We start from the raw sequence: 19356 nt of genomic DNA, 5'->3' as shown, positions 1-19356 counted from the left end.
CGGCCTCAGTTGCTGGGCGGGGCGGGGGGCGCCGGTGGGGGCGCGGGGGCCGGGGCCGCCGGGGCTGCCGGTGCCGGGGTGGCGCCGGGGGTGGCCGGAGCGGGCGTGGCCGGCGTGTCCTGGGGCTCCTCGGGGGCCGGGGGCGCGTCCGGCGCCGGCGGCGGCGTGGGGGCCGGCGGATCGGCCCGCAGCGACAGGCGGATCAGGGCCGGGGCGACGCCGTCGTTGGTGAGCAGCAGCTGCACCGGCGAGCTCTTCTGGGAGTCGAGGGTGACCACCCGCAGCGGCCCCCTCGGCTCCAGCAGGGTGCCCCCGGCCGAGTAGACGCTCATCTGCAGCAGCGGCGAGCCGCTGACCCCGAGGGCGAGGCCGTGGCCGGCGGGCAGACGGATCGGGAACAGGCGCGCCCCGCTGGCAGGGACCTCGGCCGACAGCACCTGGGCGTTGCCGGAGGGGGCCTCGATCGGCTCGATCCTGAGGTTCTCCAGCATCATTTCGGCGGCCGCGTACCAGATCTGGCGGAAGGGTTCCGGCGGCATCGCCTGGGAGGCGCGGCTCGGCAGCAGGTTCTGGACGCTGGCCGACACCAGCTCCCGCAGCACCGCCGGGCTCAGCCCCTGGCCCACGAAGCCACCCTGCCGCTGCTCCCAGTCGCTGGCGCTGAAGTTGCCCAGCCGGCGCCGCAGGGGCAGGGGCAACTGCTCCACCCGGGCCAGCCATTCCTCGGCCAGTTCGTTCCACACCCGCCGCAGCGGCGCGTCCTCCAGGGAGTCGGAGGGGAGGCGGCCGTTGCGCTCGGGGTACTGGGCCAGCAGGGCCGCATCCACCAGGCTCAGGAACCAGGCCCGGTCCACCTGCATCGCCCGCAGGCGGTTGAGCAGCTGCTGGCGCTGGTCCACCTCCGAGGGGGGCAGGCTGCTGGGGAGCTCGCTCTGGCCGCCGGGGGCCGGGGCGGCCACCTTGCCGCGGCTCAGCCACCACCAGCCCACCGCCGTCCCCACGACCGCCGAGAGCACCAGGGCGATCAGCACCGGCCAGAAGCCCCCCTCGGCCTCCTCCTCCCGTTCCTCATGGCGGCGCCGCAGGCTGTCGCTGACGGCCACGGCGGCCGGCGGCGGTGGCGTGGTGGCGGTGGCCGTGCGCAGCGGCAGCTGGGGCTCCGCCCGCTCCACGGCAGGCCGGCGGGGCTCTGTCGCGACATCTGCCGCGGCATCCGCCGCGATGGCGGCCGCGATCGCCGCCTCGGCGGCGGCCGGGGCCGGTGGCGGTGGCAGCGGGGCGGCAGGGGCGGCCTCCGGCACCAGCACCACGGTGCGGTCGGCCCGGGGCACCGGTCCCGTGCTGTCGGGCATCGCCAGGGACTGGAAGGCCACCAGGGCCTGGCCGGCGGAGGCGAAGCGCTCCTCAGGGTGGCGGCTGAGCAGGCGCTGCAGGTGGCGCAGCAGCTCCGGCTCGTTCTCCAGGGCCGCCGGCCAGCGCCATTGCATCGTCGCCGGATCGAGCAGGCGCTCCGGCCCATCCCCGCTCAGCAGCACCAGGGACACCACCCCCAGGGCGTGCAGATCCATCCAGGGCTGGGCGGGCTCGCCCCTGGCCAGCTCCGGCGGGGCATAGCCAGGGGTGGCCCCCAGCAGCCGCTCCCCGGCGGGGCCGCCGGCCGTGCCCCGCACCAGGCCGAAATCAAGCGGCACCGGCAGGCCGTCGCTGTCGCGGCGCAGCAGGTTGGCGGGACTGAGGTCCCCGTGCAGCAGGTCCTGGCTGTGCAGGGCGGCGAGCACCGGCAGCAGCTGGCGCAGCAGCAGCAGCATCTCTCCCGCGCCGAACACCAGCTGGCGCTCAGCGCGCAGCTCCAGCAGCTGCTGGTAGGTGCGGCCCGCCTGCCACTCCCGCACCAGCCAGAGCTGGCCCTCGGCCTCGATCACGGCGCCGATGCGGGGCACCTGGGGGTGGAGCACCCCCTGCAGCCGCGACCACAGCTCCCGGGCCCGGGCCTGGTCCTGCTCCGGCCCGATGCGGCGCAGGGCCACGGGCCCATCGGCGGCCAGCTGGTCACTTGCCAGCCACAGCTCCCCCTGGGGTCCCCCCGTCTCCGCCCCGAGACGGCGTTCGAGCCGGTAGCGGCCGCCGATCACCTGGCCCTGGGCTGCGCTCATGGGATCAGGGCCACGCCGGTGCGCTGGGGCTGCTCGAGGCCGCGGCCCGCCAGCCAGTCCTGGTCGTAGAGGCGGGAGCGGTAGCGATCGCCGCTGTCACACAGAACGGTGACGATGCGATGGCCGGGCCCCAGCCGCCGGGCGGTCTCCACCGCCGCCGCCACGTTGATCCCCACCGATCCGCCCATGAACAGGCCCTCCTGCCACAGCAGGCCGTAGATCGTGCGCAGGGCCATGGGGTCGTCGATCCTCACCGCGTCGTCGATCGGCGCCCCCTCCAGGTTGGCGGTGACGCGGCTGTTGCCGATGCCCTCGGTGATCGAGTTGCCCTCGCTCTTCAGGGTGCCGTCGGTGGCCCAGCTGTAGAGGGCGCTGCCGCAGGGATCGGCCAGGACGCAGCGGACCCTGGGATCCTGCTCCTTGAGATAGAGGGCCACCCCGGCGTAGGTACCGCCGGTGCCGGTGGCGGCCACCCAGGCATCCAGCCGGCCCCCGGTCTGCTCCCAGATCTCCGGCCCGGTGCTGCCGTAATGGGCCCGCCGGTTGGCGAGGTTGTCGAACTGGTTCGCCCACACGGCGCCGGGCGTCTCCTCGGCGATGCGGCCCGAGAGGCGCACGTAGTTGGCCGGGTCGCTGTAGGGCACCGCCGGCACCGTGCGCACCTCGGCGCCGAGGCTGCGCAGCAGGCCGATCTTCTCCGCCGACTGGGTCTCGGGGATGACGATCAGGCAGCGGTAGCCGCGGGCATTGCAGAGGTGGGTGAGGCCGATGCCGGTGTTACCGGCGGTCCCCTCCACCACCGTGCCCCCCGGCTTGAGCAGGCCGCTGGCCTCCGCCTCCTGGAGGATGCCCAGGGCGGCCCGGTCCTTCACCGACCCGCCGGGGTTCATGAATTCCGCCTTGCCCAGGATCTCGCAGCCGGTGAGGGCGCTGAGGGCATGGAGCCGGATGAGCGGCGTCCCGCCGACCGCCCCGCTGAAGCCCTCGGTGATCCCGGTGCTCATGCCGTCGCTGTGGGCTCCCATGCGGCTGGCCTTCTCCATCGCTGCGTGGCCGGATCGTAGGGAACATCCCTATGGTCGGCCCCAGAGAACGGCAGGACCATGGGTTCCAGGGCACACGCGCCGGCGGACATCCCCTGCCTCCTGCAACGGCTCCAGGCGGTCCGCCAGCACAGTGAACGCCTGATCCAGGGCCTGGAGCCGGAGGACCTCTGCCTCCAGGGCATGGCCGATGCCAGCCCCGCCAAGTGGCATCTGGGGCACACCACCTGGTTCTTCGAGACCTTCCTGCTGGAGCCCCACCTGCCGGGCCACGCGACGCCCGATCGCCGCTGGGGCCACCTGTTCAACTCCTATTACGAGGCGGTCGGCAGCCGCCACCCTCGCCCGGAACGGGGCCTGCTCACCCGGCCGGCCATCGGCGAGGTGCTCGCCTGGCGCCGGCGGGTCGACGCCGGGCTGGAGACGCTGCTGCTGGAGCTGGATCGCCAGCCACCCGAGGCGGCCGCGCCCCTGCTGGAGCTGGTGGAACTGGGGCTGCAGCACGAGCAGCAGCACCAGGAGCTGCTGCTGATGGATCTGCTTGACGGCTTCAGCCGCAACCCGCTGGAGCCCGCCTATGGCGTCGAACCCCCCGGCGCCGGGGCACCGGAAACCACCGGCGGCTGGCGCTCCCACCCCGGCGGGCTGGTGGAGATCGGCCACGCCGGCGGTGGCTTCCACTTCGACAACGAAGCCCCCCGGCACCGCCAGTGGCTGGAGCCCTTCAGCCTCGCCGAAACCCTGGTGTCCAACGAGGCCTACGCCGCCTTCATCGCCGATGACGGCTACCGGCGGCCGGAGCTGTGGATGAGCGAGGGCTGGGCGCTGGTGCAGCAGCACGGCTGGAGCGCACCGCGCTACTGGCGTGGGGAGTGGGAATTCAGCCTGGCGGGCCGCCGGCCGCGGCACCCCCAGGCGCCCGTGCGGCACGTGAGCTGGTTCGAGGCCGATGCCTTCGCCCGCTGGAGCGGCGGCCGCCTGCCCAGCGAAGCCGAATGGGAGCTGGTGGCGACGGAAGCCGCCCAACCGGACGGCCACCCCCTGCCCCAGGCCTTCGGCGCCCTGTGGCAATGGACCGCCAGCCCCTACCGGCCCTACCCGGGCTTCCGCCCCGCCCCCGGGGCCGTCGGGGAATACAACGGCAAGTTCATGACCTCCCAGTTCGTGCTCCGCGGCAGCTGCTTCCTCACCCCGGCGGGCCACGCCCGCCCCACCTATCGCAATTTCTTCGCCCCCCACTGCCGCTGGATGGCCGCCGGGCTGCGGCTGGCCCACGACGGCGCTCACGACCGTACCGGCACCCCATGCTGATCGACCTCCATCCCGAGCCGGCCGACATGGCCCGGCTGGTGGTCGACGGCATGGCCCGCCAGCCGAAGCAGCTGCCGGCCTGGCTGCTGTACGACGCCGAGGGATCCCGTCTGTTCGAGGCGATCTGCGAGCAGCCGGAGTACGGCCTCACCCGCACCGAGACGGCCCTGCTGGAGGCGCGGGCGCCCGAGCTGGCCGCCGCCCTCGGGCCCGGGGTGGTGGTGGAGTTCGGGGCCGGCAACGCCCGCAAGGTGAGCCCCCTGCTCAGCGCCCTGGAGCCCGCCGCCTATGTCGCCCTCGACATCAGCGCCGACCACCTGGCCCCCGCCTGCCGGGCCCTGCAGCAACGCCATCCGGCCCTGCCGGTGCTCGGCATCTGCTGCGACTACAGCCGCCTGGAGCAGCTGCCCGAGCACCCCGCCCTGGCGGGCCACGGCCGGCTGGGCTTCTACCCGGGCAGTTCGATCGGCAACTTCGACCCCGCCGGCGCCCGGGAGCTGCTGCGCCAGTTCCGCCGGCTGCTGGGGCCGGACAGCCGCCTGCTGATCGGCATTGACCAGCCCAAGGCGGTGGAGCGGCTGGAGGCGGCCTACAACGATGCCGCCGGCTGGTCGGAGGCCTTCGCCCGCAACCTGCTCACCCGGCTCAACCGTGATCTGGACGGCGATTTCCTCCCCGACGACTTCCACTACCGGGCCTGGTGGGAGGCCGGCCATTCCCGCATCGCCATGGCCCTGGTGAGCCGCCGCGACCTGGAGGTGCACCTGGCGGGGCGGTCCTGGCCGTTCGCGGCCGGCGAGCCGCTGATCACCGAATACAGCCACAAGTACGCCCCCGAGGCCTTCCTCGCCCTGGCCGCCGAAGCCGGCTGGCTGGGGGCGGGCCGCTGGAGCGATGCCGCCGGCGATTTCGCCCTGCATCTGCTGGTGCAGGCAGACTCGGAACAGCACCGGAGCGAGCCATGAGCAGGGAGGAGCAGCGTCAGTCCATGCGCGGGGTGCGTGAGGGGCTGATCGAGGAACTCGAGGATCTCTACCGCCGGGCCTTCGACCGCATCGGCGAGCAGGACCTGGGCGAAGGGGCCATCGCCCGGCTCACCCAGCTGCTGCTGCGCTCCCGGGAGGCGGCCATCACCCCCCTGCAGGAGGAGATCGAGGCGCCCCTGATCACCCGCGCCCCCGGCGAACCGGTGCCATGAGCAGCAGCTGGCTGGAGGAACTGGAGGCGCGGCTGGATCAGCAGCTGGAGGGCTTCCTGCGCACCAATCCCCAGCAGGAGGAACTGCTGCGGGAACAGGCGTCCCGCGACCGCCAGCGGCAGCTGCTGGCGGAACGGGTGCGCCTGCGCCAGCAGGCGGAGGAGCAGCGGCGCGAACTGCTGCGGCTGGCCGAGGAGATCCGCCAGTGGCAGGAGCGCACCGGCCGGGCCCGGGCTGCCGGCGCCGAGGACCTGGCCGGCCGGGCCGAGCAACATGTCGGCGGCCTGATGGACCAGGGCCGCCACCGCTGGCGCGCCCTGGCCGATCTGGGCCAACGCTTCGCCGGCGTGGAGCAGGAGCTGGCCGAGCTCACCAGCCGGCCCCGCCCCGGCGCCGCCCCCACCCCCGACCTGGAGGCCGACTGGGCCCATTTCGAGGCCCAGCAGGAGCTGCAGGAGCTGAAGCGCCGCAGCCAGCGCTGAACCCCGCCGCCCCATGGGTTTCCTGCTCTCGAAACTGCTGCCGCTCGGCCTCTACCCCCTCGGACTGGCCCTGCTGCTCCAGATCGCCGGCCTGCTGGGCCGCCAGCGCCGCTTCGGCCCGGTGCTTTCCGGGGTGGGCATCGCCCTGCTCTGGCTGGCGGCCACGCCCCTGCTGAGCCGGCAGCTGGTCTGGAGCCTGGAGGAGCGGGCCGCCCGGCTGACGCCGTCGCCGATCCCCAGCGCCGATGCGGTGCTGGTGCTGGGCGGCGGCCTGCGGCCCGCCCTGCCGCCGCGCCAGGGGGTGGAGGTGAACGAGGCCGGCGACCGGCTGCTGCGGGCCGTGGCCCTGATGCGGGAGGGCAAGGCCCCCTGGCTGCTGGTGACCGGCGGCAAGGTCACCTTCATGGCCAACGATCCGGCGGCCGGCGAAGCCCGGCTGGCCAAGGCCCTGGCCACCAGCCTGGGGGTGGCGGCCGATCGGATCGTGACCAGCGAGGAGGGGCGCAACACCGGCGAAGAGGCCGGCGCCCTGGTGCGGGTGGCCCGGCAGCGGGGCTGGAACTCCCTGCTGCTGGTCACCAGCGCCACCCACCTGCCCCGGTCGCTGGCCACCCTGCGCCGGGCCGCCCCGGACCTGCGGATCATCCCGGTGGCCTGCGACTTCCAGCTGCCCGAGCGTCGCTCCTTCGGCACCCCCACCCTGGCGGGCACCGTGATGGGGGTGCTGCCCAGCGCCGAAGCCCTGGTGCTCACCACCACGGCCATGCGCGAGCACCTCGGCCTGCTGGCCTACCGGCTGCGGGGGTGGGTCTGAAGCTGGATCGCCCGCTGAATCGCTCGCCGGGCGCTGCGGCGGGTTACTTCTTGGGGGCCGGCGGCACCAGGCTCACGCCCTCGGGCGGCGGAGTGGGGTCGGGATCGGCGATGAGCATGTGCTGCAGCACGATCTCCGGACGTTCACTGTCCCGCCAGCGGATGCGGTAGGCGGGCATCTTGGTGCCCCGGCTGGTGGTCTGCTCCACGGGCTCCATGACCCAGCCACGGCGAGATCGCCCCTGGGGATTGCGCTTCACCACAGCATCGGCGTGTTGAAAGCGAAAACCGACGCGCTCACCACTCATACCAGAGCCCCGAGGGGGAGAAGGCCTACTAGGGACCATTATCCCACTGCGTCGGTTCCGCCCTAGTCGCGGGCCTCCGGGCGCAGCAGGGGGAAGGCGATCACATCGCGGATCGAGGGGCTGTCGGTGAGCAGCATGGCGAGGCGGTCGATGCCGATGCCGAGGCCGCCGGTGGGGGGCATGCCCACCTCCAGGGCGTGCAGAAAATCCTCGTCCACCGTCTGGGCTTCGGGGTCCCCCGCCTGGCGGCGCAGCTGCTGCAGCTCGAGCCTGGCGCGCTGATCGAGGGGGTCGATCAGCTCGCTGAAGGCGTTGGCCGTCTCCCGCCCGACGATGAACAGCTCGAAGCGCTCCACCATCCCCGGCTTGCTGCGGTGGGCCCTGGCCAGGGGCGAATTCTCCACCGGGTAGTCCATCACGAAGGTGGGCTGCACCAGGGTGGTCTCCACCGCCTGCTCGAAGGCCTCCACCAGCAGCCGGCCGACGCTGTCGGCTGCCTCGGGGGCCGCCAGGCCGACGGCCTCCATGGCCGCCACCGCCTCGGCACGGTCGCTGAAGCCGCTGAAATCCAGGCCGGTGGCCTGCTCCACCAGCTCGTGCATGGTGACCCGCCGCCAGGGCGGGGTGAGGTCGATCGCCTCGCCCTGGTAGGTGAGGCGCGTGTCGCCGCAGACCTCCAGGCAGGCTGCGGCCAGCAGCTGCTCGGTGAGATCCATCATCGTGTGGTAATCGGCGAAGGCCTGGTAGATCTCCACCGAGGTGAACTCGGGGTTGTGGCGGGTGCTGATCCCCTCGTTGCGGAAGATGCGCCCCAGCTCGTAGACCCGCTCGAAGCCCCCCACCACCAGCCGCTTGAGGTGCAGCTCCGTGGCGATGCGCAGGGTGAGGGGCAGGTCGAGGGCGTTGTGGTGGGTGGCGAAGGGACGGGCGTCGGCGCCGCCGGCCTCCGTCTGCAGGACGGGCGTCTCGATCTCGAGGAAGCCGCGCTCGTCGAGCCAGCGGCGCATGGCGCTCACCAGCCGCGCCCGGCGGCGGAAGGTCTCGCGGGTGTGGGGCGAAACGATCAGGTCCAGGTAGCGCTGGCGGTAGCGCTTCTCCACGTCCGCCAGGCCATGCCACTTGTCGGGCAGGGGCTGGAGCGCCTTGGAGAGCATCACCCAGTCGGTCACCTTCACCGAGAGCTCGCCCCGGTCGGTGCGGCGCAGGCTGCCGTGCACGCCGATCCAGTCGCCGCCATCCACCAGGGAGGTGATCTGGGCGAAGGCCTCGGGCTCGTCCGGGTGGGCCGCCAGCAGGGTGGCCTTCTCGATGAACAGCTGGATCGGACCGGTTTCGTCGGCGATGGTGAAGAAGGCCAGCTTGCCCATCACCCGCCGGGTCATCACCCGCCCCGCCACCGCCACCGCCACGGCCCGCTCCTCGCCGTTGGGCAGGTCGGCGTGGGCCTGCTGCAGCTCGGCGGTGCGGTGGCTGGGGGCGAAGCCGAGCGCATAGGGAGCCCGGCCGAGGGCCTCCAGGCTGCGGGCTTTCTCCAGACGGGTCTCACGCAGATCCGACAAGGCAGGCAGGGCGATGGAGAAGGGTCGCTGCCCATCCTGCAGGACCGGCCGGCATCGACTGGCCGGCGACTCAGCCGGCGGCGGCCAGGGTTCCCTCGCCCATCCGCTGGGAGGCGTAGCCCGTGCCCCGCACCGTGAGGATCAGCTCGGGGTTGCGGGGGTCGGGCTCGAGCTTGCCGCGCAGCCGCGCCACATAGACGTCCACCACCCGCAGGTCGGCGGCCCGGCGCGGCGGATAGCCCCAGAGCTGCTCGAGGATCTCGGCCCGGGGCACCACCCGTCCCGGCTCGCGGAACAGCAGCTCCAGCAGGCTGAATTCGGTGTAGGTGAGGGCGATGCGCTGTCCCTCGCGGGTCACCTGGCGGCGGTTGGTGTCGACCACCAAATCCCCCACCCGCAGCACCCCGGAGCCCGTGGGCAGCTCGCGGGGCTCGCTGGTGGCGGCCCCCCGGCCCATGCGGCGCAGGATCGTGGAGATGCGGGCCTCCAGTTCCTTGGGGCTGAAGGGCTTGGGCAGGTAGTCGTCGGCCCCCAGATCCAGGCCCGCCACCCGCTCGGCGATGGCATCGAGGGCGGAGAGGAAGATGATCGGAACGCAGGATTCGGCCCGCAGCCGCCGGCAGACGGCGAAGCCGTCCAGCTTCGGCAGCATGACGTCGAGCACCACCAGATCGGGCTGCTCCTTGTGGAACAGGGCCAGGGCTTCCTCGCCGTCCTCGGCGCACAGGACCCGGTAACCGGCCAGCTGCAGGCGCATCAGCAGCACCCGGCGAACGGCGGCCTCGTCGTCGACCACGAGCAGGGTGGCGATCGGCTGGGCGGGCTGCTGGTCGGAAGGTGGCGGTGACGCGGGCTGCTGGGCAGCAGAAACACCACCGGAGGATTCCTGCAGATCAGCCCCGTCGGTGAACGGGGAGGCTGAGGATGCAGAGGATGCGACCGAAGGCGTGGGCATCGCTCCTGTCCGACCGGATGAAGAATCGCAACCATAACGCGACGCCGTTTCGTGCCGTGAGCACGGAATCGGTTCCGGCAGCTGGCCTCTGGCCGATTGACAACATTTCTTCAGGGTGCCAGTCCCGCCGCCGGCGGCCTCAGGGCCAGCGGGCCTCGGCGTAGCTGTTCCACTGCCTCTCGGCCTCGGCCAGGGACGCGTCGCTGTCGAGCTGCCCCAGCATCGCCCGCTGCAGCTGGGTGTAGAGGATCGCCTGCAGCCGCTTCACCCCCGGGGTCGCCGGCACCAGCACCCGCGCCTGGGCCAGGGTCTCGATCGAGAGCAGCCGGGCGCTGTGCACCAGGCGTTCCTGGCCATCGCTGGGGACCGCCCCCCGCAGCCTGCTTTCCAGGCTCGCCAGGGCTCCCCTGGAGGAGGGCAGCACCCGGGCCTCCTCGGCGAAGGCCAGCTGGTTGGCGGCGTCGCTCAGGAACAGGGCGAAGCTCACCGCCTCCGGCGCCATGGCGCTCTGGCGCGGCACCACCAGGTTCATCACCGCCACGTTGGCCTCACCGCTGGCCCCGGTCAGGGGCGGGAAGGGGGCGGAGGTGGCGGCGATGCCGGGGGCGTTGGTCTGCAGGTTGCGCAGGAAATCGGGGCCGCTGGCCACCTGGGCCAGGTCCCCGGCCTGGTACAGCTCGATCGCCCGCCGGTACCCCTGGCTCACCACCTCCCGCGGCAGCAGGCCGCGGCGGTAGAGGTCGCTCCAGAAGGCGAAGGCCCGGCGACCGGCGGGGCTGTTGAACGCCGCCCGCTGGCGGTCGTCGAGCAGCCGCACCCCCATCTGCACCAGCGCCTCCATCAGCTCGCCGGAGTCGTCGGGCACCACGGTCACGAACAGGGCGTAGCGGCCGGTGCGGCGCCGGACGGCCTCGGCATAGGCCGGCACCTCCTCCCAGCGGCGCGGCGGGGCGGCCAGGCCGGCCTTCTGCAGCAGCCGGCGGTTGGCGATCGTCACCCGGGCCGTCAGGTACCAGGGAATGCCGAACTGTTCCCCCGCTTGCTGGCCCGAGGTCCAGATGCCGGCCAGGTAGCGCTCGGCGGCGTCGGGGGGAAGCAGGGGGGTGAGGTCCCGCAGGCCCCCCTTGCTGGCCAGGTTGGCGGCGAAGTTGGGGTTGAGGTTGACCAGATCAGGGGCGGTGCGGGCGAACACCGAGGCCAGCAGCTTGCGTTCCACCGACCCCCAGGGCACATCGGTCCAGCGCACCGTCACGCCGGGATGGGCCCGCTCCCAGGCGGCGATCACCCGCCCCATGTAGTCGTTGAAGCGGGGCGCCAGGTCCAGGGTCCAGACGTTGAGCACCTTGCCCCGGCCGGACGCGGGCGGGCGGCCGCAGGCCCCGGCGGCGAGGGCGAGGGCGAACGGAGCGGCCAGCAGCCGCAGGGCCTGGCGGCGGGGCAGGCGGGACGGCCGGCTGGAGCGGGGAGACATCCTGGCCATGGCCTAGCGGCGCCAGCCGGAGCCCAGTTGCCGCCAGAGCAGCAGTTGCAGGGAGCAGAGCATCGGTGCGAGCACGGCCGTGATCAGGGTCTGGGCGAGCAGAACCCGCAGGCCGGATCCCGCCAGATCATCCCAGCGCCAGCCCGGCAGGGCCAGCAGGGCGGGATTCACCTCGTGCTCCCGGGCGCTCCGGCCGGCCAGCGGTCCCGCCAGCTGCAGCGCCTCCCGGGTGCCGATCCAGTCGAGGATCCCCCACTGCAGCATCAGGGTGAGGCCCAGCAGGGCCGTGCCGATCAGGGCCAGCAGGCCGAGGCTGAAGCTGCGCTGGATCGGCGCCGCCCGCCGTCCCATCCGCCCCCACCACCAGCCCAGCAGCAGCAGGGCGGGGATCTGGGTGACGCCGCCGGGGTGGAGGGCATCCAGCAGCAGGCCCAGGGCCAGGCCGGCGCAGGCTCCCGAGAAGGGGCCGTCGCACAGCGCCCAGGGCAGCAGCCACAGCACCGCCCAGCAGGGACCGACGCCGTCGAGGGCCAGCCAGCCCGGCGAGGCCAGGACGAGCAGCGGCACCAGCAGGACCGTGGCGGCAAGCAGGGGCTGCCGGCTGAGCAGATCCATCAGCGCACCTGCACCTGCACCCAGTCGAGGGCCGACACCGGCGCGATCAGCTGCACCACCGCCTCCGGCGCCGGATCGGCATTGGCGTCCATGGTCTGGATCACGCCCACCGGCAGGTTCGGCGGCACCAGGGTGCTGGCGGGGGAGGTCACCACCACGTCACCGGGACGGGCCTGGGGATCCTTCTCCAGGAAGCGCAGCAGGGGCCGGGCGGTGCCGATGCCGGTGAGCAGGCCATGGTGCTGGGTGCGCCCCACCCAGACCCCGACCCGGCTGCTGGGATCGGTGAGCAGGGTGACGGTGGCGGTGCTGGGGGTGACACTCCCCACCAGGCCGACCAGGCCGCCGGGGCCGAGCACCGCCTGGCCGGCCCGGATGCCGCTCAGGGCCCCCTGGCCGAGCAGCAGCTGGCGCCACCAGCCGGAACCGTCGCGGGAGATCACCGGGGCGGTCACCCGGTTGGGATTCTTCTGCTGCAGCTCCAGGAGCGAGCGCAGCCGCTGGTTGTCCCGCTCCAGCTGGGCCAGCCGGGCACCGTCCTCCACCCGGCGGGCCGACCGCAGCCACTCGGCCTGGGCCGTCCCCGGCCAGAAGGGTCGGCTGAGGAAGGCGTAGGCATCGGTGAGCATCGCCCCCTTGCTGAGACGCACGGCCACGAGCGCCAGCAGCACCAGCAGCCAGGGCAGGAGGCGTCGCAGGGAGGAGCCGTCGACGAAGCGGAGCCAGCGCCAAGCCGGCATCGGACTCAGGCCGTCATCCGGGCGAATTCAGGGGTGTCGAGCACGCGCTCGAGCCGGCTGTAGTCCTCAAGGACCATGCCGCAGCCGTTGACCACACAGAGCAGGGGGTCTTCGGCCACGTGGGTGAGGATCCCGGTCTCGTGGCTGATCAGGTCGCAGATGCCCCGCACCAGGGCGCCGCCGCCGGCGAGCATGATCCCCCGGTCGACGATGTCGGCCGCCAGCTCGGGAGGGGTGCGCTCCAGGGTGCGCTTGACCGCCTCGACGATCACGTTGAGCGGCTCGGCCATGGCTTCGCGGATGTCGCCGGCCCGGATGTTGATCGTGCGCGGCAGGCCGGAGAGCAGGTGCAGACCCCGCACGTCCATGGAGGTTTCGTCGTGGGCGTCGTCGGGGAAGGCGGAGCCGATGCGGATCTTGATGTCCTCGGCGGTGCGCTCGCCCACCACCAGGTTGTGGACCTTCTTGAGATAGACGCTGATGGCGTCGCTGAGTTCGTCGCCGGCCACCCGCACCGACTCGCTCAGCACGGTGCCGCCCAGGCTCAGCACGGCCACCTCGGTGGTGCCGCCGCCGATGTCGACGATCATCGTGCCCACCGGATCGGTCACCGGCAGACCGGCGCCGATGGCGGCCGCCACCGGCTCATCGATCAGGTGCACCTGCCGGGCCCCGGCCAGGCCGGCCTGATGCACGGCCCGGCGCTCGACGCCGGTGACGCCGCTGGGGATGCCGATCACCAGGCGCGGGGCGATCACGCCGCGGCCTTCGTTGCCCTTCTGGATGAAGCTCTTGATCATCTGCTCGGCGGCGTCGAAGTCGGCGATGACGCCGTCGCGCAGGGGCCGGATCGCCCGGATGTTGCCGGGGGTGCGGCCCAGCATCAGCTTGGCCTCCTCGCCCACCGCCAGGGGGGTGCCGCGCTCCAGATCGATCGCCACCACCGAGGGCTCCTGCAGCACGATCCCCTTGCCCGAGACGTACATCAGCGTGTTGGCCGTCCCCAGATCGATGCCGATGTCGCGGGAGAACTGGAAGCGGCGGAAAAACACGGGCAAGGCCTCTGGCAGCGGTGAATCATAGGTGGGGCATTCCCAGCGGCCCTCCGCAGAGCCGCCGGGTGTGACAACCGGGACGAAGGGTGGAACGGAAAGGGAGAGGCCCCCGATCGGGGTGCCGCATCATTGATCCATTCGTTCCAGGAGCACGCCATGGGCGTCAATTCCATCACCCTCGTCGGCAGAGCCGGCCGCGACCCTGAGGTCCGCTACTTCGAATCCGGCAGCATGGTCGCCAACCTCACCCTGGCGGTGAACCGCCGCAGCCGCGACGACGAGCCGGACTGGTTCAACCTGGAGATCTGGGGCAAGCAGGCCCAGGTGGCCGCCGACTACGTCCGCAAGGGTGCCCTGATCGGCATCATCGGCTCGTTCAAGCTCGACCGCTGGACGGACAGGGCCAGCGGTGAGGAGCGCAGCAAGCCGGTGATCCGCGTCGATCGGCTGGAGCTGCTAGGCAGCAAGCGGGACGCGGAGGGAGGCGGCGGCGGCGGCTTCGGGGGCGGTTTCGGCGGCGGCGAACCCAGCGAGGAGGAAGTGCCGTTCTGAGCCTGCGGGCCAGGATTCGGCCCGGGGGGCTTGTGCCAGTGGCCCAGCCGGGTTATCAAGCGTCCGAAGCCAGAGAAGGCGCCCCCCGGGGCGCCTTTTTTACTGTCCGGGGCCGGGCCGGAGTCCCTGCAGGCCCGGGACTCCGATCAGGGCCGCTGGCGGCTCTGCTTCCAGATCCGCAGCCCCAGCCACACGGCGCCGGCCAGCACCGCCACCAGCAACAGCACCTTCACCACCCGGGCGGCGGGCTCGATCCAGCGCTCCACATTCGTGTAGCCCTCGCCCAGGGCCAGGCCCGCCAGCGTCAGCAGCAGGGTCCAGATCAGGCTGCCGGCGGTGGTCCAGAGCAGGAAGGGGGCCATCGGCATCATCTCGATGCCGGCGGGCACGGAGATCAGGGTGCGGATGCCGGGTACCAGACGGCCCCAGAACACCAGGGCCGTGCCATGGCGGCTGAACCAGCGGCGGCTGCGGCGCAGCTCCTGGGGGCTGATGCCGATCCAGCGGCCGTGGCGTTCCAGCCAGTGCTCGATGCGCTGCTCGTTCACCAGCCGGCCGATGCCGTACCAGGGCAGGGCGCCGAGCACGGTGCCCAGCAGGCCGGCCAGCACCACCGGCACCAGGGAAAGCTTGCCCTGATGCACAAAAAACCCCCCGAGCGGCATGATCAGCTCGGAGGGAATCGGGGGGAACAGGTTCTCCAGGAACATGGCCGCGAAGATCGCGCCATACCCTGCCGCCGGGTTGGCCTCCACGGCCGCGCCGATCATCTCGGGCAGCTTCTGGACCAGTTCGATCGCCATCGGGCCAGCCGGATCAGAGGCGCCAGTCTTCCACGACGGCCCGGACGCTGCCAGCCGCGCCGGGCCGTCGCCGCTCAGTAGCGGTAGTGGTCGAGCTTGTAGGGGCCTTCCACGGGCACGGCGATATAGGCCGCCTGCTCGGGGGTGAGCTCGGTGAGCCGGGCGCCGATCCGGTCGAGGTGCAGGCGGGCCACCATCTCGTCGAGGTGCTTGGGCAGCACGTAGACCTCCTTGCCGTACGCGTCGCCCTTGGTGAAGAGCTCGATCTGGGCCAGCACCTGGTTGGTGAAGGAGTTGCTCATCACGAAGCTGGGGTGGCCGGTGCCGCAGCCCAGGTTCACCAGCCGGCCCTCGGCCAGCAGGATGATCCGGTTGCCGCTGGGCAGGATCACGTGATCCACCTGGGGCTTGATGTTCTCCCAGGCGTACTGCTTGAGGGACGCCACATCGATTTCGTTGTCGAAGTGGCCGATGTTGCACACGATCGCCTGGTTCTTCATGGCGAGCAGGTGCTCGTGGCGGATCACCTGGTAGTTACCGGTGGCGGTCACGAAGATGTCCACATCCGCCACCACGTCCTCGAGACGGACGACGCGGTAGCCCTCCATGGCGGCCTGCAGGGCGCAGATCGGATCGATCTCGGCGATCATCACCGTGGCGCCGAGCCCGCGCAGGGACTGGGCCGAACCCTTGCCCACGTCGCCGTAGCCCAGCACCAGGGCCACCTTGCCGGCCACCATCACATCGGTGGCACGCTTGATGCTGTCGACCAGCGACTCGCGGCAGCCGTAGAGGTTGTCGAACTTGCTCTTGGTGACCGAGTCGTTGACGTTGATGGCCGGGAACGGCAGCTCACCGCTCTTCTGCATCTGGTACAGACGGGCCACGCCGGTGGTGGTCTCCTCGGTGACGCCCTGGATGTTGGCGTAGATGCGGGAGTAGAAGCCCGGCTGCACCGCCAGCTTCTGACGGATGGAGTTGAACAGCGCCACCTCCTCCTCGCTGGAGGGGTTGTCGAGCACCGAGAGATCCTTCTCGGCCTTGCTGCCGAGCACCACCAGGCCGGTGGCATCGCCACCGTCGTCAAGGATCATGTTGGGGGTGCCGCCGTCGCCCCACTCGAGGATGCGGTGGGTGAAGGCCCAGTACTCATCCAGCGTTTCGCCCTTGTAGGCGAACACCGGGATGCCGGCAGCGGCGATGGCGGCGGCGGCGTGGTCCTGGGTGGAGAAGATGTTGCAGGAGGCCCAGCGCACCTCGGCGCCGAGGGCCACCAGGGTCTCGATCAGAACGGCGGTCTGGATCGTCATATGCAGGCTGCCGGCGATCCGGGCGCCCTTCAGGGGCTGCTCGGCACCGAACTTCTCGCGCAGGGCCATCAGGCCGGGCATCTCGGTTTCAGCGATCGCCAGTTCCTTGCGGCCCCAGTCGGCCAGGCCGATATCGGCGATCACATAGGACGCAGTCGCCTGAAGGCCAGCAAAAGCAGCCTCAGGGCTGGAAGGTGTTGCCACCATGAATGGGAAGCTCCCCAAGGGGAGGACGAAGAAGTGGAAATATCTGCAGAGACGCCGAGGCTTCGGGCTCGCTGGAGGGCAATCTACATCGATGGAATCCGCTGACGTGATCGAGGTGTGCCATCTGGCGGACCCCGCCGCCACCGACGCCCTGGGGCGGCGACTGGCGTCGCAGCTGCTCGCGGCCGGTGACGGTGACGGCGCCCTGCTGCTGCTGCGGGGGGAGCTCGGGGCCGGCAAGACGTCCCTGGTGCAGGGGCTGGCCGCCGCCCTGGGCATCGCCGAGCCGGTCACCAGCCCCACCTTCGCCCTGGCCCAGCACTACGACACCGATACCGGCTCCGACGCCGGCACCACGGCCCTGGTGCACCTGGATCTCTACCGGCTGGAGACGGGCGCCGCGGCCGATGAACTGTTCGCCCAGGAGGAGGAGGACGCCCGCGGCCTCGGTGCCGTCCTGGCGGTGGAGTGGCCCGAGCGGCTCAGCTTCCGGCCCCAGGGGGCCTGGGAGGTGGCGTTGAGCCACGCGGAGGATGGCGAGGGCCGGGTGGCCCTCATCACCCCGCCGCGATCCTTGCCTCCAGCGCCGCGATGATGCGGGCATTGGCGGCCGGGAAGGGATAGCTGGCGAGCTCCTGGGGCGACACCCAGCGCACCTGCTGGGAGGCCAGCGGCTGCGGCTCCCCCGCCAGCCAGCGGCAGAGATGCACCACGAAACGCAGCCGCTTGTGGCTGTAGGCGTGCTCGAGGGTGATCAGCTCCTCCCCCACCGTCACCTCGATGGCCAGCTCCTCGCGCAGCTCGCGCCGGATCGTCGCCTCGATCGCCTCGCCCGGTTCCTGCTTGCCCCCCGGAAACTCCCACAGGCCCCCGAGCAGGCCCTCCGGGAGCCGCTGGTCGATCAGCACCCTGCCGGCATCGTCCGACACCACCCCCACCCCGATCACCTGGAACGGCAGGGGCGGGGGGGTGTCCTTCACGGGGAAGCGGCCGGGGTCGCCGGCAGCGTAGGCAGCGCAGTGCGCCTGCCACGGACAGGTGCCGCAGGCGGGCTGGCGGGGGGTGCAGACGCCGGCGCCCAGGTCCATCAGGGCCTGGTTGAAGGCGCGGGGCCGCTGCGGGTCGAGCAGGGTCTCGCTGAGCCGCCAGAACCCGGCCAGCTCCCGCTTCGGCGGAACCGGGTGGGCCACCAGCCGGGCCAGCACCCGCTGGACGTTGCCGTCGAAGATCGCGAAGGGCCGGTCGAAGGCGGAGGAGAGGATGCTGCCGGCGGTGCTGCGGCCGATGCCCGGCAGGGCCATCCAGCCCTCGAGGCTGCGCGGCCAGGGGTCGCCGCTGCCCGCAGCCGATGGCTGGGCGCCGGCGACGAGTTGCCGCGCCCCCGCGTGCAGACGGCGGGCCCGGGCGTAGTAGCCCAGGCCCTGCCAGAGCAGCAGCACGTCGTGCTCGCTGGCGGCGGCGAGGGTCCCAACGTCAGGAAACGCCGCCATCCAGCGGTGCCAGTAGGGCAGCACCACCGCCAGCTGGGTCTGCTGCAGCATCACCTCGGCGACCCAGACCCCGTAGGCGGCCAGGGGCTCCCCCGGCCCCGGCCGGGAGCCATCGGGGTGAAGCTTCCAGGGAATGTGGTGGCGGCCCTCCCGCTCCCACCAGGCGAGCAGATCGGCCCGCAGGGGCCCAATCGGGCCCGGAAGCTGCGGGGGCCGCGTCCTAGAGGAACCCACCCGGTCGGGGTCGGCCGCTGGAGAGGGAGACGTTGCCCTGCAAGGGGCCCTGCCCAGCCCCCTGGCCCGCCCCCTGGGCAGAGGCCGGCGGCGGGGCGGAACGCGGTGGCGGCTGGGGCACGGCCACCACGTTGAAGGCGATCGACCAGCGCTCCCCCTCGCCCCGGAAGGGGGGCACCGAGTGGGGCTGCCAGGCCGGGAACACATAGAAGTCACCGGGCACCGGCAGCACGTAGTGGGCCATGCCGGTGCGGAAACTCTGGATGTGCCATTCCTCCGGGCCATGGAAACAGAGCTGGCCGTCGAAGCTGTCGGCCCGGATCTGGGGCGGCACCTGCAGGAACAGCACGCCGGAGAAGCTGCCGCCGTGGGTGTGGGTGGGGTTGTAGTCGCCGGAGCGCTGGGCGTTGAGCCAGAGATCGATCATCTGCAGGCCATAGCGGCCCGGCGTCCATGGACCCCGGCCCTGGGGCGGCTGCTGGTCGATCACGTGGCGGATCCAGCGCTCGCAGGCCGGCAGGATCACCGAACGGCAGAGCTCGGCGGCGGCGGGGTGGTCGGGACCGAGTTCCCGCTGCTGGGTCAGCTGGCCGGCCAGCTTCACCGAGGCATCGGGACTGCGTTCAGGCGCCGCCAGCACCGCCCTGGCCATGGCCTGAAGATCGGCCAGCTGGGCGGGGCCCAGGTGGCCCTGGAGCAGGTAGCGGGGAAAGAGACTGATCACCTCCATCGTCGGATCCTCCGAGGCTGCGGGGGGCATGCCGGCCATGGGAGGAAGAGGTGCGTGCGGTTCCAAGCCTCGCAAACGGAGCGCCCGGGAAGGCGTCAGATGGCCACGTAGGCCTCGACGGCGTCGCTGACGCGCCGCAGGCCGGCCAGGCCGTCGCGCTCCAGGTTGCGCACCCGGTCGCGGCTGATGCCCAGGATGCGGCCGATGCCGGTGAGGCTCATCGGCTCCTCACCGTCGATGCCGTAGCGCATCTTCAGCACCCGCCCCTGCAGTTCCGGCAGCTGCTCCAGCAGGGCCCGCAGGTCCCCCTTGAGGCAT

Annotated in this window: 21 protein-coding genes; 7 read left to right on the top strand and 14 right to left on the bottom strand. The window is 72.2% G+C overall.

Features of this window, described 5'->3' with window-relative positions:
• Positions 1 to 5 precede the first annotated feature (5 nt).
• On the bottom strand, positions 6 to 2153 hold the full coding sequence (locus tag KUG39_RS05615; RefSeq protein ID WP_216918250.1) for a serine/threonine protein kinase: 2148 nt from the start codon (positions 2151 to 2153) through the stop codon (positions 6 to 8).
• Positions 2150 to 3178 carry a cysteine synthase A gene (locus KUG39_RS05610; protein WP_286192951.1) on the bottom strand — a complete coding sequence of 343 codons (1029 nt, stop codon included), beginning with the start codon at positions 3176 to 3178 and terminating at the stop codon, positions 2150 to 2152. The genes KUG39_RS05615 and KUG39_RS05610 overlap by 4 nt, the downstream gene beginning before the upstream one ends.
• Positions 3179 to 3256: 78 nt before the next feature.
• Here KUG39_RS05610 and egtB point away from each other — a divergent pair, with 78 nt between their 5' ends.
• Genes egtB through KUG39_RS05585 form a run of 5 tightly spaced genes read left to right on the top strand, consistent with a single transcriptional unit; the run spans position 3257 to position 7001 of the window.
• Positions 3257 to 4507, top strand: coding sequence for an ergothioneine biosynthesis protein EgtB (gene egtB / locus KUG39_RS05605; protein ID WP_216913466.1), 1251 nt, complete (start codon positions 3257 to 3259; stop codon positions 4505 to 4507).
• Positions 4501 to 5472, top strand: a complete 972-nt coding sequence (gene egtD / locus KUG39_RS05600) for an L-histidine N(alpha)-methyltransferase (RefSeq protein WP_216913464.1) — start codon at positions 4501 to 4503, stop codon at positions 5470 to 5472. The genes egtB and egtD overlap by 7 nt, the downstream gene beginning before the upstream one ends.
• On the top strand, positions 5469 to 5705 hold the full coding sequence (locus KUG39_RS05595) for a hercynine metabolism small protein (RefSeq protein ID WP_094584291.1): 237 nt from the start codon (positions 5469 to 5471) through the stop codon (positions 5703 to 5705). The genes egtD and KUG39_RS05595 overlap by 4 nt, the downstream gene beginning before the upstream one ends.
• Positions 5702 to 6187, top strand: coding sequence for a hercynine metabolism protein (locus tag KUG39_RS05590; RefSeq protein ID WP_216913463.1), 486 nt, complete (start codon positions 5702 to 5704; stop codon positions 6185 to 6187). The genes KUG39_RS05595 and KUG39_RS05590 overlap by 4 nt, the downstream gene beginning before the upstream one ends.
• Positions 6188 to 6200: 13 nt before the next feature.
• On the top strand, positions 6201 to 7001 hold the full coding sequence (locus tag KUG39_RS05585) for a YdcF family protein (RefSeq protein WP_094584289.1): 801 nt from the start codon (positions 6201 to 6203) through the stop codon (positions 6999 to 7001).
• 43 nt (positions 7002 to 7044) lie between these two features.
• Here KUG39_RS05585 and KUG39_RS05580 read toward each other — a convergent pair whose 3' ends face one another.
• The 7 genes from KUG39_RS05580 to KUG39_RS05550 all read right to left on the bottom strand — a co-directional run bounded on the left by KUG39_RS05580 (position 7045) and on the right by KUG39_RS05550 (position 13709).
• Positions 7045 to 7308 (bottom strand): DUF8660 family protein, encoded by a 264-nt coding sequence (locus KUG39_RS05580; RefSeq protein ID WP_035832975.1) that lies wholly within the window; start codon positions 7306 to 7308, stop codon positions 7045 to 7047.
• Between the two features lie 62 nt (positions 7309 to 7370).
• On the bottom strand, positions 7371 to 8867 hold the full coding sequence (gene lysS, locus KUG39_RS05575; protein ID WP_216913461.1) for a lysine--tRNA ligase: 1497 nt from the start codon (positions 8865 to 8867) through the stop codon (positions 7371 to 7373).
• Between the two features lie 70 nt (positions 8868 to 8937).
• A complete protein-coding gene (gene rpaB, locus KUG39_RS05570; protein WP_094584287.1) occupies positions 8938 to 9822 on the bottom strand; it encodes a response regulator transcription factor RpaB in 885 nt (294 codons plus the stop codon).
• Positions 9823 to 9961: 139 nt separating this feature from the next.
• Positions 9962 to 11302 (bottom strand): ABC transporter substrate-binding protein, encoded by a 1341-nt coding sequence (locus tag KUG39_RS05565; RefSeq protein ID WP_216913460.1) that lies wholly within the window; start codon positions 11300 to 11302, stop codon positions 9962 to 9964.
• A 3-nt stretch (positions 11303 to 11305) separates the two neighbouring features.
• Positions 11306 to 11917, bottom strand: a complete 612-nt coding sequence (locus KUG39_RS05560) for a rod shape-determining protein MreD (RefSeq protein WP_216913458.1) — start codon at positions 11915 to 11917, stop codon at positions 11306 to 11308.
• On the bottom strand, positions 11917 to 12657 hold the full coding sequence (gene mreC, locus KUG39_RS05555; protein WP_216913457.1) for a rod shape-determining protein MreC: 741 nt from the start codon (positions 12655 to 12657) through the stop codon (positions 11917 to 11919). Before mreC ends, KUG39_RS05560 begins: the two co-directional genes overlap by 1 nt.
• 5 nt (positions 12658 to 12662) lie before the next feature.
• Positions 12663 to 13709 (bottom strand): rod shape-determining protein, encoded by a 1047-nt coding sequence (locus KUG39_RS05550; RefSeq protein ID WP_094584283.1) that lies wholly within the window; start codon positions 13707 to 13709, stop codon positions 12663 to 12665.
• Between the two features lie 159 nt (positions 13710 to 13868).
• On the opposite strand from KUG39_RS05550, the gene KUG39_RS05545 reads away from it, so the two are divergent.
• On the top strand, positions 13869 to 14264 hold the full coding sequence (locus tag KUG39_RS05545) for a single-stranded DNA-binding protein (RefSeq protein WP_216913455.1): 396 nt from the start codon (positions 13869 to 13871) through the stop codon (positions 14262 to 14264).
• 146 nt (positions 14265 to 14410) lie between these two features.
• Here KUG39_RS05545 and KUG39_RS05540 read toward each other — a convergent pair whose 3' ends face one another.
• Positions 14411 to 15067 (bottom strand): DedA family protein, encoded by a 657-nt coding sequence (locus KUG39_RS05540; protein WP_190612464.1) that lies wholly within the window; start codon positions 15065 to 15067, stop codon positions 14411 to 14413.
• A gap of 74 nt (positions 15068 to 15141) precedes the next feature.
• Complete coding sequence (gene ahcY, locus KUG39_RS05535; protein WP_216913453.1) at positions 15142 to 16584, bottom strand: adenosylhomocysteinase; 1443 nt, start codon at positions 16582 to 16584, stop codon at positions 15142 to 15144.
• 91 nt (positions 16585 to 16675) lie between these two features.
• Between ahcY and tsaE the strand changes: the two genes are divergently transcribed.
• Entirely contained in the window at positions 16676 to 17179 is a 504-nt protein-coding gene (tsaE, locus tag KUG39_RS05530) for a tRNA (adenosine(37)-N6)-threonylcarbamoyltransferase complex ATPase subunit type 1 TsaE (protein WP_216913450.1), read from the top strand.
• Here tsaE and mutT read toward each other — a convergent pair.
• The 3 genes from mutT to KUG39_RS05515 form a co-directional block, all read right to left on the bottom strand.
• Complete coding sequence (gene mutT, locus KUG39_RS05525; protein ID WP_353617335.1) at positions 17142 to 18308, bottom strand: 8-oxo-dGTP diphosphatase MutT; 1167 nt, start codon at positions 18306 to 18308, stop codon at positions 17142 to 17144. The two genes, tsaE and mutT, sit on opposite strands and share 38 nt — an antisense overlap.
• Positions 18295 to 19068 (bottom strand): putative 2OG-Fe(II) oxygenase, encoded by a 774-nt coding sequence (locus KUG39_RS05520; protein WP_216913470.1) that lies wholly within the window; start codon positions 19066 to 19068, stop codon positions 18295 to 18297. The genes mutT and KUG39_RS05520 overlap by 14 nt, the downstream gene beginning before the upstream one ends.
• 65 nt (positions 19069 to 19133) lie before the next feature.
• A partial coding sequence (locus KUG39_RS05515; protein WP_286192950.1) for a sigma factor-like helix-turn-helix DNA-binding protein occupies positions 19134 to 19356 on the bottom strand: 223 nt, incomplete at its 5' end.

This window comes from Synechococcus sp. CCAP 1479/10, assembly GCF_019038515.1.
Classification (GTDB): domain Bacteria; phylum Cyanobacteriota; class Cyanobacteriia; order PCC-6307; family Cyanobiaceae; genus Cyanobium.
This window is presented reverse-complemented; position numbering and strand designations above follow the sequence as displayed.

What these genes read in the sequence shown, in the direction of transcription:
- KUG39_RS05590 (WP_216913463.1), top strand. Translation starts at nt 5,702, where the DNA reads ATGAGCAGCAGCTGGCTGGAGGAACTGGAGGCGCGGCTGGATCAGCAG.
- KUG39_RS05545 (WP_216913455.1), top strand. Translation starts at nt 13,869, where the DNA reads ATGGGCGTCAATTCCATCACCCTCGTCGGCAGAGCCGGCCGCGACCCT.
- egtD (WP_216913464.1), top strand. Translation starts at nt 4,501, where the DNA reads ATGCTGATCGACCTCCATCCCGAGCCGGCCGACATGGCCCGGCTGGTG.
- KUG39_RS05520 (WP_216913470.1), bottom strand. Translation starts at nt 19,068, where the DNA reads ATGCCCCCCGCAGCCTCGGAGGATCCGACGATGGAGGTGATCAGTCTC.
- KUG39_RS05615 (WP_216918250.1), bottom strand. Translation starts at nt 2,153, where the DNA reads ATGAGCGCAGCCCAGGGCCAGGTGATCGGCGGCCGCTACCGGCTCGAA.
- rpaB (WP_094584287.1), bottom strand. Translation starts at nt 9,822, where the DNA reads ATGCCCACGCCTTCGGTCGCATCCTCTGCATCCTCAGCCTCCCCGTTC.
- tsaE (WP_216913450.1), top strand. Translation starts at nt 16,676, where the DNA reads ATGGAATCCGCTGACGTGATCGAGGTGTGCCATCTGGCGGACCCCGCC.
- KUG39_RS05595 (WP_094584291.1), top strand. Translation starts at nt 5,469, where the DNA reads ATGAGCAGGGAGGAGCAGCGTCAGTCCATGCGCGGGGTGCGTGAGGGG.
- KUG39_RS05585 (WP_094584289.1), top strand. Translation starts at nt 6,201, where the DNA reads ATGGGTTTCCTGCTCTCGAAACTGCTGCCGCTCGGCCTCTACCCCCTC.
- mreC (WP_216913457.1), bottom strand. Translation starts at nt 12,657, where the DNA reads ATGCCGGCTTGGCGCTGGCTCCGCTTCGTCGACGGCTCCTCCCTGCGA.
- KUG39_RS05580 (WP_035832975.1), bottom strand. Translation starts at nt 7,308, where the DNA reads ATGAGTGGTGAGCGCGTCGGTTTTCGCTTTCAACACGCCGATGCTGTG.
- ahcY (WP_216913453.1), bottom strand. Translation starts at nt 16,584, where the DNA reads ATGGTGGCAACACCTTCCAGCCCTGAGGCTGCTTTTGCTGGCCTTCAG.
- KUG39_RS05565 (WP_216913460.1), bottom strand. Translation starts at nt 11,302, where the DNA reads ATGGCCAGGATGTCTCCCCGCTCCAGCCGGCCGTCCCGCCTGCCCCGC.
- KUG39_RS05610 (WP_286192951.1), bottom strand. Translation starts at nt 3,178, where the DNA reads ATGGGAGCCCACAGCGACGGCATGAGCACCGGGATCACCGAGGGCTTC.
- egtB (WP_216913466.1), top strand. Translation starts at nt 3,257, where the DNA reads ATGGGTTCCAGGGCACACGCGCCGGCGGACATCCCCTGCCTCCTGCAA.
- KUG39_RS05560 (WP_216913458.1), bottom strand. Translation starts at nt 11,917, where the DNA reads ATGGATCTGCTCAGCCGGCAGCCCCTGCTTGCCGCCACGGTCCTGCTG.
- KUG39_RS05540 (WP_190612464.1), bottom strand. Translation starts at nt 15,067, where the DNA reads ATGGCGATCGAACTGGTCCAGAAGCTGCCCGAGATGATCGGCGCGGCC.